We start from the raw sequence: 13737 nt of genomic DNA on the forward strand, positions 1-13737 counted from the left end.
CCGCCGCCGAAGCGGTGAACCGGCTCTACAAGAAGGAGCTCGTCTGGCGAGAGGGCCCTTGGAGCGGGATCGAGGCCGTCGAGGCCGCGACCTTGTCCTGGGTCGACTGGTACAACCACCGACGCCTTCACGGCCACTGCAACGACACCCCGCCCGCCGAGCACGAAACCACCTACTACGCTGCACTCAACCGTGCCCCGGCAACCGCCAGCACGGCATAACCCGCCCTCCACGAAACCCGGGGCGACTCACAGAGGAGTTGACATGGCCGACAAGAAGGTCGTTTTCGTAGCGTTCGCGATCGAAGACGAGCACCAGCGCGACTTGCTCAAGGGGCAGTCGTTGCACCCGCGCGCCCCGTTCGAGTTCATCGATATGTCCGTGAAAGAACCCTACGACCGCGACTGGAAAGAACGGGTTCGCACCCGCATCAAGCGGTCCCACGGCGTGATCGTGCTGGTCAGCAAGAACTCGCTCACGTCAAGCGGCCAGAAGTGGGAAATCCAATGCGCCAGGGAGGAAGGCAAGTCGATCCGGGGTATCTGGGCCTATTCGACCGACCGGACAAGCATCTCTGGCGTTCCCACCTATGCGTGGAGTGATGCAAACATCAGCGGATTCATCGACTCCTTATAGAGCCTGAAATGCGCAAAGCGTTGATCGTCGGAATCGATCACTACGAGTCTATCGGCAGTCTGAGCGGATGCGTGAATGACGCTTACGCGATGAAGGCTGTCCTGGAACGCAATGCAGACGGCACGATCAACTTCCCTACACCAAACGTGCTGTTGGGAACCGCACCCGCCCAACCGGTCGGTCGATCTGCGTTGAAGGAGGCTGTTCGTGACCTCTTTGCGGATGACGCAGACATTGCGTTGTTCTACTTCGCCGGCCACGGCCATATCGAAGACACCGGCGGATATCTCTGTGCTAGTGACTGCACGACAGGTGATGACGGCCTCACACTTGCGGACGTGATGAAGCTTGCGAACACCTCAAAGGCGAAGAACAAGGTCATCATTCTCGACAGCTGTCACAGCGGGGCTGCTGGAGACAATGCCCTCGTTTCCGGGGTAGCAGAGATTTCTGATGGCGTTACGATCCTCACGGCCTCAACGGCGTCCCAGTACGCCCTCGAAACACCCGGCGGGGGGTCGGGCGTCTTCACGAGCTTGCTTGTCGACGCACTAAGTGGTGCCGCGGCCAACCTCATGGGAGATATCACGCCTGGTAGCGCGTATGCCCACATTGATCAGTCTCTCGGGCCTTGGGCGCAGCGACCGGTGTTCAAGACCAACGTCAAGACCTTCGTATCGCTTCGCGAGACTGACCCGCCGATCGATCTCGCCGATCTGCAAGCCATCACAACCTACTTCCCGACAGCGGATCATCAACTTCTTCTAGATCCCAGTTACGAACCAGAGCGGAGCGGGGTTGAGGACACGAGCGTGCCGGGGCCGGACCCGGTGAATACGGCGACTTTCAAGATTTTGCAGAATTACGTCAAGGTCAATCTCGTTCGCCCCGTAGGCGCACCACATATGTGGCACGCAGCCATGCAGAGCAAGGCTTGCGAACTGACCGTCCTCGGACAGCACTACTGGAAGCTCGTCAAGCAGGGGTTGATCTGAGATGGAGGACCAGCCCAAAGGGCTAAGGGCCGCGCTAGAGAGCGATGAGCTCTTGGAGGAGTTGGCGGCCATCGAGCACGAACGGTGGTCTCACTGGCAGCGCTACCTCCATGATCAGTGCACACCTGGACCGGATGGCTCTCTGATCATTCCGGCGAACCAAGCGCGACGATGGTCGACGCAGATGAACACGCCGTACAACCAACTATCCGACGACGAACGCGAGAGCGATCGCGAACAGGTTCGCCGCTATCTTCCGATCATCGCAAGAACGCTAGGTGAAGCTACCACCGACTGCGACGAGCAGCCCGATACAGCGGAGTAGGGAGCGCCAATGGCCAGTGGCTTTAAAATCAACAAACAGGGCATCCGGCAGATGACCCGGGAGATCGAACGTGAATTCGCCAAGAACCCCGTTCGCGTTCCACTTCAGGCCGACTCCACTGGAGTTCATCTGCCGCCTGCGACGACGGTCAACAACTACAACGGCCCGGTAGTTACGATTACCGGAGACCATGCGCAGGTCGCATGGAACAACCATGATGTCACTCAGTCGCGGGAGACAACCGAGCAAGTCGCCCCAGGGTATGAGGAACTGGCCGACCTTGTGACTCGGCTCTTGGCGAGCCTCCCCTCACTCACCCTCGACCCCGACGACGACACGGAAGCGTTGGCCACCAGCGAGACGATCTTGCGTGAGGTGGTGAAGACGGAACCTGACAGAGGCATCGTGAAGCGAGGCGTCACTATGCTCAAGGGGCTGTTGGCGCCCGTCTCGCCAGGCGTCAGCAAGGCGGTCACTCAGGAGTCTGCTGATCTGGCTCGGCAGATGATTGAGTCATTGGGAAACGCGCTTCCGTCGTGAGCCACGCAGATCACCAGAATCCGCCAGTTCTCGACCACTCATGCCTCTAGCGAGCGGCCGTGCACTGCTGTGCCCGGTGGCTTGTGGTGACGTCGTTAGGCAGTGGACATCGTTGGCAGGTGCATGAGCATGGTGGGGATGGGAGAGCACGACGAACTCGAGAACCGATACATGCCAAGGTTCGAGACGTTGCTCAGCGAGAGCGGAGTCGTGGTCGAGTACCGGCGGGACCGCGCCGGTATCGATACAGGGCTGCATCTGTTCGCGCGTGAAGAGAAGCCCACGAGGCAGGGTGGAGAACGGCCGTACTGGCGTGCGCTCGCCGGCCGGGTGTGGTTTCAGCTCAAGGGCGTCCACGCAGCGACGATGTCCGCAGATGAGTTCCATGCAGCCAAGCGCGTCACAGTGAAGGTGGGGGTCGAGCATCTCAGATTCTGGTTCGCCGCACCGGAACCGGTCTACTTGATCGTGTACGTGGAGTCGGTCGATGCATTCGTTGGCGTCGATGTCCGTGAGCTAGTTGAGCGAGAGTGGGGCCCAACGTTCTACGCTTCCATGCGCGATCGCAGCGGCGAGGTCACCGCCCATGTACCAACTGCATCGGTCATGAACTCCGAGCGCATCGCATCGCTGGTGAACCATCGCAGCATGCGTATCGACGGGCCGGCATTCCGTGGGCGCCCGCTTGGACACCGCATGGACCCGCTCAGATCGGTCCTCGCGTACCCCTCGAAGGAGCGTTGGATAGAGATGGTGACCCGTCTCCTGCAAGTCCACGATTTCCGCGAGGCGTCACGGCACCAGGTCGGTGAGCTGACGGTCCTTCACGGCGTTATCGCGCAAACGCTGCTATGGCAGTCTCCTGCCTTTGCGGAGTATGGCTATCGGTATCTGGGCGAGGTGCGTGACGAGCCTGCACCCGAACAAGTCTTCGGCGATGTTTGCGTCATTCTCGACGGAGCCAGAGACCGGACCACCTTCTCCGCCGACGAAGCAGCGGCCGTGTCCGAACTTATCGGCGCGGCTGCTACAAACGAGGAATCCGTTGTGCTGTTTTTCCGTGGCCGTGACCTCAGCGGCACGGGCGGACTATGGCGCAGCACGGCTCGTGGGTCGATGGCGAACGGTTGGAGCGGAATGTGGCACCAGCTTGGGCTTGAAGCGCTGAGCTTTCTCGTACTCACCGCCACCCTTGTTTACCTTGAGTTCGCGCCGGACCTCGACTGGGATAACGCAAACTATATGGACTGATCGAGGGTTCCGGCGTCGGCAGAGCCAAGATGAACAGCAGGAGCTAGAGAAAGGTCAGTCAGGGCTTGCCAAAGACCCGCCTTGATGGCTGCCGCGGTGGGTCCTTGATCGGCTACGTCGAGCAGTTCCCCAGCGAGTGTCAGAGCCGTGGGCTCTTGCAGTTCCGATTCGACTTGCGCGACCAACGTGCTCAGGGCGGCCCCGAGGACCGGCCCCACGGAATCTGGCAGTTGTGCGACCGCGGTCTGGGTCGCGATTGCCATTTGGGCGAGCTCGTCGGCAGTTGGCGCTAGTACCGTGGCCGGCCATTCGGCTGGCCGTCGTCGATGCAGGGCCAACGCCCATGACGCGCGGGCTACCGACGCGGTTAGCTCACGGACCTTCTCGGTGGCGGTGTCTGCCGCCTGCGCCAGTCTGAGTCCGGCAGCCGTGAGGTGCTGTTCGAGAGATTCACCCGCTAGTGGAAGAACGGGGTGCTCACCGTGATGCGCCATGATTACCGCTAGCGGAAGTGGGCGAACGCCGTCGACCGCGAGTGCCCATACGTTGCAGTCGAGAGCGTGACGCGCCTCAGCGTCGATGTTGGCCAAGGCATCAACTGTTTCATCCCAGTCCTGTAGCCCCGCTGTCACCAACCATCCGGTCTGATCGATGCTGCTGGGGAAGGGTGTGGGATCCGACACCGTGCGCAGAACGGCGTCGGGAACGGCGGCTTCGATCACGGACAACACCGCGCGTTGTTGCTGCTGGGCTGCGATTGCCGAGGATGCCGTGATCGCATCGACTGTGGTGTGATCGCCGAATCGGACTGAGCGCCAGGCGTCGGGGTCGTTTGCGGCGCTGATCGCGGCCCGCGCCAGCCGTTCGAGTTCACTGCCGAGTGCATCGGGGACCGGTTGATCGAGGCCGAAGTATGTCGGTGTCAGCGATCGCGCGTGTTCGACCTTGGCGGCCGCATCTCGAAGCGACATCGCCACCGCGACGCGATTATCGTTCGTCCCGAGATTGCTCAGCGCCTGCGCGGCGGCCCCGAGCGCTTGCGACACCGGGTCGTTCTGTCGTTGAGCATCGTCCTCGCTGGCGTGGGAGGTGGCTCTTTCCTTCGATCCGTCCTTCGGTTTGGAGGCTAGTTCGCCGGCTCGCTCGCTTGCAGCTTGCACACGCTCGGCCCAAGCTTGTGCCTGGTGAGACGGGTCGTTGGCCCGTAGGCGGAAGGCGCCCTCGCTTGCAAGATCGACGAGTGCCTGGGCAATCTGCGACTGTTCGAGGAGCAGGGCTGTCCATGTGGGTGCCGCCGACAGCATCCGGACGGCTCCCTGGAAGCCGACATTACGTCGGACTCCAGCGCGCTCTTTGAAGACCTCACGTGCCATGTGTTTGAAGCCAGGCTCAAACCCTCCGGCCCTGTAACGCCGTCCTGACGGTGTGATTGTGATGACCTCGACGTGACTTGCTTCTGGGCACGCGAACGCCAACTGCCGCGCCAACGTGACGACGAAGTCGTTGAGGGCATCGCTGCTGCTTGAGGATGGGGCGTCCCAGGTCATGCCGGGCGACTGCGCCTGAACATCAAGACCATGCATGACCGTCACGGACGGATTAACCTCCATCTGCATGGTTAACGCGACGGCCGAAGGCTCGGCTCGCGCGATCGCCAGGGCACGGTTCTCCACCGTTCCGAAGGTAGCTTCTCGGTTCTCGGCGGAGACGAATGGGCTCAGCGCATCGATCAGACGCGCCCAAGCGTCGGCTTGCGTGGCGTTGGTCGGCTCGTCAAACTCCTGGAATACCGCGCCAGCCTCCGATGCGCTGAGCGGCACGGTTCCGGCCAGGGCCTCCAAGAGACGGACGGCCTCGACGAGAGTCCCTGTAATGAGCAGGCGCACGACGAGGGCAGAATCGAGCTGCGTGGTAATGGCTTCCAACACTGGCGAACTACGCGGCGGCAGCGCTCGCGCGATCCGGGTCATCTGCGTAGCTGCGCGATCGAACGTTGGCGAGCCGATCGGGTCGAGGGCCGTGTCCTGGTTGCGAATTCCATAGACGAATGGAGCTATCAGCGTCGGCGAGACCCCAGGAGGGGCGAGGCGTCGAATGATCGGAAGACAGGTGGTGGCGTACGCGACGTTGTCCGCCCGCTCGGCTCCTTCGAGGAGTTCGGCCACCCCCGAGGAGGCGGTACCCGGCGCGTGGAGATGACCTGCAACGGCGCCGGCAACAGCGACGACGGTCTCCGGGAAGCGTTCGGCGGAGCGACGCAGCAACCAGCCCGCTTCGTCGGCGGGGAGCAGCCGAGCTATAACGCTTAGGGTGTCGCCGAGCGCAGGGGGTGGGGCGTCGTGAAGCAGAGCGGTCAGGGTCTGCGAACGAAGTTCGTGGAGTCCTGTCCAGATGTCACCGTGGTCGAGAACGACATGTTCGTTTTTCAGTGTCGCCAGGGCGTCGCCTACCGCGCTGTTGCTTCCAGCGACGGCGGCAAGCGCCTCTCCGAGCATTCGGGCAGTCAACGACAATCCAACTGCGTGAGCTGCGAGAACGAGGCGAGCGGCCTCTCGCTGAATCTCTCGTCCAGGAGTCGCCAGCTCGGCGGCTTGTGAGGCGAGGACCTGTTCCAGGTGCTTGCCTTCGCGCAGCAAGGAGAGGAACTCCATGAGCAGACCGTCACTGCGCGCGAGAGCTTCTGTGGTGGCCATCTTCGTCGTAAGCTCCGCGCGCTCGACACGCTCGGCAATCAGCTCAGCGGTGAGGCGGTCGAGCAATGGCCTGATGACACGGGTGCTGCCGTTCAATAGACGGGGGCTGAAGTCCTCTTCGCGTGCCGCACCGATGACGAAGACATGGGGAACCTCGCGCAGGGCGGCAACAGCATCCGGCCACGCGCTCGTGGAAGGTCGGCCGAGGTTGTCCGCTGCGACGACAACCGGAGAGGTCGCAGTAGCACGAAGCAACTCGACGTGTCGGACCAGCAGCCGGGCGTCCTCGCCCGTAGCCACGCGGGCGACACGAACGACGCGAGCGCCTAGGATCACGTCGCGGCTTGCGCGCCAGAGCAGCACCGATTTGCCCGAACCGGACGGGCCGACGATGACGGTGTACTCGCCTTCTTGAGCCGCCTGTGTGATCTGATCCATCTCGTCGGCCCTAATCACATCCAGGCCCTGTGCGATGTAGATAGGCGCCCCGTCCACGCCCAGATAGAACCGGCTGGCGGATGTCGACCTTGTGGTCGAGTAATCCGCGGGGCGGCACACGCCTGCGGACACCGCAGCGTCCAAGCCGGTCACGTCGACTGCTGACTGGACCACATGCAGCGCGGTGTCAACGTCGCCGAGCGTTAGCGTTCGAGCCTGATCGAGGCCTAGATGACGTTGGTCTGCACTCGCAATCCCGAAGGCTTCGTACAGCGCGCCAACAGTGAATGACGCAACGGATGGATGAACACCCTGTCTATCGTTGAGGAGCGCTTCGGTCTGTTCGCGTAGGTTCCACGGCAACGACACGAGGTGGACACGTCCCAGTGCAGTGGTTGCGTCTGTTCGGGTCAGGCCCTGGGCGACAAGAGCGTCAACTAGGGCGATGCACCGCTCAGGCTGTGCGGCAAGTGGTTCGTCCCATCCGGTGAACTGCAGGCCCGAACCGAGGCTGCCATCGGTGACGATAACGATCGGGCCGGTCGTCGCATTCATAGCGTGCAGGATCGCGTCGCGGATTCTGGAAGTCTCTAGCTGTCCTGCTCCACCGCTGACCTCCTTCACCTGCACCAGAGTCTCGTCGCCTGTAGCTGTGCGACAGTCGAGGTCCTCGAAGCCTTCGGGAACTAGCGTGGTGAACGGCAGGACGCCTGCACGAGACATCACAAGCACGTGCACCGAGACAGCAAGTTGCCAAGTGACGCCTGCGACGTTGCGCGAGCCGTGTCTCAGCTTCCCCCACAGCTCTTCGCGGGCGTCGCTGTCCGCAGGGTGTGGCGGCGTCGGAGCGTTGGCATCTCGTGGCGCGGTCGGGCCTCGTCTACGTGGCCTCTTTCGACCCCTGCCAGACGAACCCATGGTGCTTCCCTCGCGAAGGTCTACTCCGGTCGATCGAGCGCGGGTTGCGCTCGACCCATAGAACGACGATAGCGAGGGTGACCGACATCGCAGGCGTCTGCGGCCCGGAGAAGCGCGGGAGAGTGCTGCCCCCTTGACCGGATCAAGTAGCCGCTGGCCGCGCGACGCGCTCGTCAGGAGAATCCGGCGTGTGGGGTGCCTCAGGAGAGTTCTTCTGCCTCGTTGGCGAGGGGGACCAAAAGGGGACCAGAATCATGCAAACCATGCATCCCGTGACGTGTTCTGCATGATCTGAGGCCCGGAATCACGCGGAATCCGGCCTGACTGACGCCGACTGGACGCCTGGGGGTCAAGGGGTCGCAGGTTCAAATCCTGTCAGCCCGACCGAGAGGTCCCGGAAACTCAAGGGTTTCCGGGACTTTTTATGTTGGTGAGATTTGATCCGGTCATCACAAACCCATGTTTGAATCGGCCTGACTTTCGTTCCGTTCTTCAAGTAAGGATGGAACACGATGAACAGGAAGTATTCCCCGGAGATGCGTGAGCGGGCGCTCAGGATGCTCGCGGAGACGCGGCCGTCGCACCCGACGATGATGAGCGCCGTCCGGCATGTCGCCGGGCTGCTAGGGATGAGTCCGGAGACGCTGCGGTTGTGGCAGCGTCGCTACGAGGTCGACGCCGGGGTGAAGCCCGGCGTCACGACTGAGGCCGCGGCGGAGATCAAGCGGCTGCAGAAGGAGGTCTCGGAGTTGCGGAAGGCGAACGAGATCCTCAAGGCTGCGAGCATCTTTTTCGCGAAGGAGCTCGACCACCCCTCGACGAGATGATCCGGTTCATCAACGAACACCGGGATCGTTTCGGGGTCGAGCTCATCTGCCAGGTCCTCCGACCGGCAGTGAGAGGGTTCCTCACCTCACGCGGCTACCGTGCCGCGGTGAATCGGACTCCGTCCGCGAGACGGCTCCAGGATGATCTGCTGGTGCCCGAGGTCGCTCGGCTGCATGCGGAGAACTACGGCGTCTATGGGCGCCGGAAGATGCACGCGCTGATGCGACGGCAAGGGTGGGAGATCGGTCGGGACCAGACCGAACGGCTGATGCGGCTCGCCGGTGTTCGCAGGGTGCGCAAGTCCAAGCGAGTGTTCACGACGAAGTCTGATCCCGCCCTGCAGCGGCCGACCGATCTCGTCAACCGCCGATTCACCGCCGACGGTCCCCGCCGGCTCTGGGTCTGCGACGTGACCTATGTCGCCACCTGGTCCGGTTTCGCATACGTCGCGTTCGTCACCGACGTCTACTCCCGGCGCATCGTCGGCTGGAACGTGGCGGCGACTTTGAAGGCGGAGATCTTGCCGATGCAGGCGCTCGATATGGCGGCGTGGGACGCCGGCGATGACCTCACCGGGCTGACGCACCACTCGGACCACGGATCGAACTACATGGCGATGGTCTACACCGACCGGATCGTCGAGCTCGGCGCCGTTCCCTCGACCGGAACGGTCGGCGACAGCTTCGACTGCGCGATGGCCGAAGCAGTCAACAACCTCTACAAGACCGAGCTCATCCGCCAACGCGGACCCTGGCGCACCGTCGAACAGGTCGAACTCGCGACCCTCGAGTGGGTGTGGTGGTGGAACAACCAGCGCCTCCACGGCGAGCTCGACATGCGCACCCCCGCCGAGGTCGAGCAGGCGTACTACGCTGACCTCGAATCAGCCCAGCCGGCCCCTGCCGGACAAGGCTCCCAATAGGAACGAAAGCCAGGCCGATTCAGTTTGATTGCCCTGCGCCTCTCTGTGGCTGCTGTCCTCCGGTGTGCGGGCAACCGTGCCGGTATGCGTCGGCCACCTCGGATGGTGCTCCCCACCCGTTCGACATGCGCACCGAACACCCACGACAGACAATCCCTGGGCCTGGAGCCCCGGCTCAACGTCGGCGAACTGGCCGCTCTCCTCAGGGGGAGGTGACCGTGTGGCACGTCAGTGCCTGATCATCGGCACCTTCGGCGAGATCGGCTTCTGCACGAGCCCGAACCGTCGGGTCGTGGCGCGTGCTCGGTATCGTGGCTGAGACGGCAGGAACCGGCTCGTGCACACGCAATATCGATTTCAAACATGACGCATTATAGAATAGAGCGATGACGGAGTATCGAGTAGAGCCATGACGGATTATCGATCTCGGGTTGTCGATGACGAACTGGCCCAACGGATGGCAGCCTTGGGGGCAGTCCTCATCGACGGGCCCAAGGCGGTGGGAAAGACACGCACCGCGGAGGAAGTTGCTCGCACGGTGTTCCGCATAGATGTCGACCGAGCGGCGCGCGCAGCGCTGGAGGTGGCTCCCGAGCAGCTGTTCACCTCGCCGACGCCGATCGTGTTCGACGAGTGGCAGGAAACCCCGGAACTGTGGAACTTCGTGCGTCGCGCAGTCGATGACCACGATGGGAAGGGTCTCTACGTCCTCACAGGCTCGGCGCGTCCACGCGATGACGCGCGTGTCCATTCTGGAGCGGGACGGATCGGCCGGTTGCGCATGCGACCGATGACCTTGTTCGAAACCGGACACTCCACAGGCGAGGTCAGCCTGCGGCGCCTACTGGACGGCGACGAACCCGCCGGCGCCAGCTCCAGTCTGACCATCGACGGACTACTCGAGCGCATCACCATCGGCGGATGGCCCGACTTGCTCGAAGCGGACGAGCGCGAGGCGTCCCTGTGGCTGCGCGACTATCTGCGCACTCTCGCCGAGGTGGATGTTCCCGGACTCGGTTCCCGACGAAACCCTGGCAACGTCGAACGGCTTCTGACCGCTCTCGGACGCGCGGCGGCGACGCCGCTCAATCTCACGTCCCTGGCTCAGGACGTGGGCGGGGCACGGGGGCGCATTGCCTCCGAGACCCTCACCAACTACCTTGACGCCCTCGACCGGCTCATGCTCATTGAACCGATCCCGGCTTGGCGCCCCCACATGCGATCGCGAACGCGGCTGCGCACGGCTGCCGTCCACCACTTCGTCGATCCGTCGTTGGGGACAGCCGCGTTAGGGGTCGGGAGCAATGACTTGCGGCGAGATCTCAACGCCGCCGGCCTCCACTTCGAGTCACTCGTCATGCGTGACCTGCGCGTCTACGGGCAGCCATTGGGTGCCACGCTGGCATCGTGGCGTGACTCCCAGACCGGACTCGAAATAGACGCAGTGCTCGAACTCCCAGATGGCAGGTGGGCGGCAGTCGAAGTCAAGTTGGGTGAAACAGCGGCAGATGCGGCTGCAGATTCGCTGCTGCGAATGGCAGGCAAGGTCGACCATGACCGCCACGGCAAGCCAGCCACGCTCATCGTGCTGACGGGCGGACGCTACAGCTACCGGCGTCCGGACGGGGTCTGTGTCGTCCCGATCACGGCTCTCGGGCCGTGACGGCCTGAATTTCGGGAGTCGATTTCGACAAGCTTTCAGTTCTGAACTCAACTAGCACACTTGTGATCCGCGGCGCCGAACCCACCCGCCCCCACGCATTCGCCGCCCTGTATCTCGGCATCACCGTCGCCTTCGGCCGCCACATCATCGACAGGACAGACGCGCGGTTCCACCACCGCTTCGCCCATGGCCCGAAACCGCTGAAGGCGCCCAAGGGATCGACCGCTGAGGTCCGAGAGATCTGGCAGGATTGGCTACGCGTACTCCTCGCCGCCGCGATCGGCGCGGTCTGTCTTCTGATCATGATCGCCCTCGCGGGATGGCGCGTACCCACAAGCATCGACGACGCGGCCACCCATCCCTACTGGGACACAATGTTGCTCCTCCCGCTCATCACCGGGGTCTGGTTCCTTGCGGGACCGGCGTTCGCCGGAGCGGGGATCCCGCGCGGGACCGGCCCTACGTGGACCCCCACCCTGACTCGTCCCGGATCGCGTGACCAAACCACTGGTCACTCGCCTCTCGCCCAGTAAGGTTGGCCGGGTGTCAGAGACCAGTCAGGCCGTGAACGGCAAGAGCGAGGGCAGGGCTGCCCGTGGGTTCGCGAGCATGACCTCGTGGATCCATCGCCGCCTGCCGCGCTTCCTCAACTGGATCCCGGTCACCGGCGTCGGCTTCTGCATCCTCGGCCTGACCACGTTCCTGTTCGACCTGGTCCTGCTGAGCATCTTCAAGGGCTGGCTCCACATCAACTATCCGCTCGCCGTCACCCTCGGCTATGCCGGCGCCAGCGTGCTGAACTTCATCCTCAACCGTTGGCTCAACTTCCAGGTCCACGGCCACGTCGCGAAGCAGTCCGCCAAGCAGGCCGTCGCGGTCATCAGCAACTACGTGATCTGGATCCTCGCGTTCTCGTCGTTCCTCGACCACATCGGCGTCCACTACCAGGTCGCCCGCATCGTCGCGGCCTGCATCGAGGGCGTCTACCTCTACGTCCTCATGAACTTCTGGGTCTTCCCCGAGGAGAACGTGTTCCGGCGCCTGGTCGACCGCGTACGCGGACGCAGCTCGCGCTCACCTGAGTACGACGCCACGTAGTAGAATGCGGTCATGTCCCGTCCCGAAGCCCGATGCCCCATCAGGCCCGGAGACGCGTGCAGCCTATGCCACCCCGGCGCGAGCGGCCCGCAGGACTGTGGCCTCGTCTGGCTCGTGAAGAACGACCCCGAGCTTGCGGCCGAGTGGGCGCGCGTACGCCGGGAACAGCGCATGCGCCCCGCTCAGTAGCGTCAGTAGCGCGCGGCCCCGCTGAGGTCCGACTGCACCGCGCTGACCTGGATCGGCGAGCCCGACTGCAGGGCGTTGATCATCTTGCCGTTGCCGAGATAGATGCCGATGTGGTGGGCGTTGCCGTGGCCGAAGAACAGGATGTCGCCCGGCACCAGGTTGTTGGTGGGGACGAGCTTGCCGCGCTGCGCGCTGAGGTTCTTCTGCATCTGGGCGGTGCCGTCGAGGCCGTCCACCCCGGTCGCCCTGAAGTACGCCCACCGGACCAGCCCCGAGCAGTCGAAGCCCACGACGTTCCAGTCGTTCGGGGCGCCGTTGCCGGGGTCGCACTGGCCGCGCGACTTGCCCGGCTTGCCGGGGACGTGGGCCGCCGCCCCACGCGTACGTGAGGTGGCGCTGGGCGCAGGCCTCGATCGCCATCTTCTTGGCGATGGGGCTCGCGCCGGTCAGCGGGAAGCCGCACGCCTCGCCGGCCGGCTCAGCCGGCTGCTCCGGCTTGGGCGCGGGCTTGGCGGGCTTGGCCGGCTTCGACGGCTGGCCCGGCTTCGCCGACGGCGCCGGCGCGGGCGCCGCCCCCTTGTCGGTCAGCGTCGAACAGTCCGGAAGCCCGCCCCAGCGATCGTCGGCCCCCTTGGCGTAGTTCGCCGGCACGACGCCCCACTGGTTGTTGTCGGCCATCGTCACGGCCCAGTCGCGCGACACATAGCCGTGGTCGCGCGATTCGGCGGCCTGCGTGCGGCATATGAACCAGTTGGCGCGGCCGCCGTGGCTGAGGTGACCCACGACCTGGCCGTTGTTGTAGACGGGCACGCCCCCGAAGGGCACCCAGACCTCGCACGCGTACGCGGCCTTGCCGGCCCGCTGGCCGATGGGGGAGCAGTTGCCGGCGGCGTCGGCCTGGGAGGCGCCGACGACCGCGCCGGCCCCGGCGAGGGTCAGGAAGGCCGCGGAGGCGGCGAGGATCGTCCGGCGTCGCGCTGAGGTGAGGGTGCGGATCATGGTCGGCTCCAGGGGGTGGGGGGTGGGCCGTCGAGGACGACGCTAGGCGTACGCGGAGGCCCGCGCACCCGGCGCGACGGAGGAAGTTCCGGCTTGTTCACGGATCGCCGAGGGAGCGGCGACGACAGGGCATGCAGAACGGTGCCCCGACGCTAACAACGGCCGGCCCGCGGATCAGCCCCTACCGACGCGTATGCAAAAAAGTCACCTCCGGAAATTTCCGCGTCACCCGACACACCCAC

The 13737-nt window shown here is 64.1% G+C and carries 14 protein-coding genes; 12 read left to right on the top strand and 2 right to left on the bottom strand.

What is annotated here, in order from left to right:
• From ACYVAG_RS16290 to ACYVAG_RS16315, 6 genes are all read left to right on the top strand, one after another.
• Nucleotides 1-221 (top strand): integrase core domain-containing protein (locus ACYVAG_RS16290; RefSeq protein ID WP_460771409.1); only part of this gene is annotated, 221 nt, incomplete at its 5' end.
• A gap of 43 nt (nt 222-264) precedes the next feature.
• Complete coding sequence (locus ACYVAG_RS16295; RefSeq protein WP_460771411.1) at nt 265-636, top strand: TIR domain-containing protein; 372 nt, start codon at nt 265-267, stop codon at nt 634-636.
• 8 nt (nt 637-644) lie between these two features.
• A complete protein-coding gene (locus ACYVAG_RS16300) occupies nt 645-1631 on the top strand; it encodes a caspase family protein (RefSeq protein WP_460771413.1) in 987 nt (328 codons plus the stop codon).
• 1 nt (nt 1632) lies between these two features.
• The gene (locus ACYVAG_RS16305) at nt 1633-1956 is read left to right on the top strand and encodes a hypothetical protein (RefSeq protein ID WP_460771414.1); all 324 of its coding nucleotides are present in this window, start codon (nt 1633-1635) and stop codon (nt 1954-1956) included.
• Nucleotides 1957-1965: 9 nt separating this feature from the next.
• Complete coding sequence (locus tag ACYVAG_RS16310) at nt 1966-2496, top strand: hypothetical protein (protein ID WP_460771416.1); 531 nt, start codon at nt 1966-1968, stop codon at nt 2494-2496.
• 123 nt (nt 2497-2619) lie between these two features.
• Nucleotides 2620-3747, top strand: a complete 1128-nt coding sequence (locus ACYVAG_RS16315) for a DUF4365 domain-containing protein (protein ID WP_460771418.1) — start codon at nt 2620-2622, stop codon at nt 3745-3747.
• Here the strand turns inward: ACYVAG_RS16315 and ACYVAG_RS16320 are convergent.
• Nucleotides 3735-7508: a hypothetical protein gene (locus ACYVAG_RS16320; RefSeq protein WP_460771419.1), complete on the bottom strand. Its 3774-nt coding sequence runs from the start codon at nt 7506-7508 to the stop codon at nt 3735-3737. The genes ACYVAG_RS16315 and ACYVAG_RS16320 overlap by 13 nt on opposite strands.
• Before the next feature lie 800 nt (nt 7509-8308).
• Here ACYVAG_RS16320 and ACYVAG_RS16325 point away from each other — a divergent pair.
• The 5 genes from ACYVAG_RS16325 to ACYVAG_RS16345 all read left to right on the top strand — a co-directional run bounded on the left by ACYVAG_RS16325 (nt 8309) and on the right by ACYVAG_RS16345 (nt 12496).
• Nucleotides 8309-9546, top strand: a protein-coding gene (locus tag ACYVAG_RS16325) for an IS3 family transposase (protein ID WP_460771421.1) whose coding sequence is annotated in 2 segments (ribosomal slippage) — nt 8309-8594 and nt 8594-9546 — 1239 coding nt in all. Because the reading frame shifts where the segments join, the coding sequence is not laid out codon by codon here.
• Between the two features lie 409 nt (nt 9547-9955).
• The gene (locus ACYVAG_RS16330; RefSeq protein ID WP_460771422.1) at nt 9956-11209 is read left to right on the top strand and encodes an ATP-binding protein; all 1254 of its coding nucleotides are present in this window, start codon (nt 9956-9958) and stop codon (nt 11207-11209) included.
• A 62-nt stretch (nt 11210-11271) separates the two neighbouring features.
• The gene (locus ACYVAG_RS16335; protein WP_460771424.1) at nt 11272-11742 is read left to right on the top strand and encodes a hypothetical protein; all 471 of its coding nucleotides are present in this window, start codon (nt 11272-11274) and stop codon (nt 11740-11742) included.
• A gap of 10 nt (nt 11743-11752) precedes the next feature.
• On the top strand, nt 11753-12307 hold the full coding sequence (locus tag ACYVAG_RS16340; RefSeq protein ID WP_460771426.1) for a GtrA family protein: 555 nt from the start codon (nt 11753-11755) through the stop codon (nt 12305-12307).
• A 12-nt stretch (nt 12308-12319) separates the two neighbouring features.
• The gene (locus tag ACYVAG_RS16345) at nt 12320-12496 is read left to right on the top strand and encodes a DUF6767 domain-containing protein (protein WP_460771428.1); all 177 of its coding nucleotides are present in this window, start codon (nt 12320-12322) and stop codon (nt 12494-12496) included.
• A gap of 2 nt (nt 12497-12498) precedes the next feature.
• Here the strand turns inward: ACYVAG_RS16345 and ACYVAG_RS16350 are convergent, their stop codons facing one another.
• Nucleotides 12499-12786, bottom strand: coding sequence for a C40 family peptidase (locus ACYVAG_RS16350; RefSeq protein WP_460771430.1), 288 nt, complete (start codon nt 12784-12786; stop codon nt 12499-12501).
• 475 nt (nt 12787-13261) lie between these two features.
• On the opposite strand from ACYVAG_RS16350, the gene ACYVAG_RS16355 reads away from it, so the two are divergent.
• Entirely contained in the window at nt 13262-13477 is a 216-nt protein-coding gene (locus ACYVAG_RS16355; RefSeq protein ID WP_460771432.1) for a hypothetical protein, read from the top strand.
• Nucleotides 13478-13737: the final 260 nt, after the last annotated feature.

The sequence above is a fragment of the Mariniluteicoccus flavus genome (genome assembly GCF_054776655.1).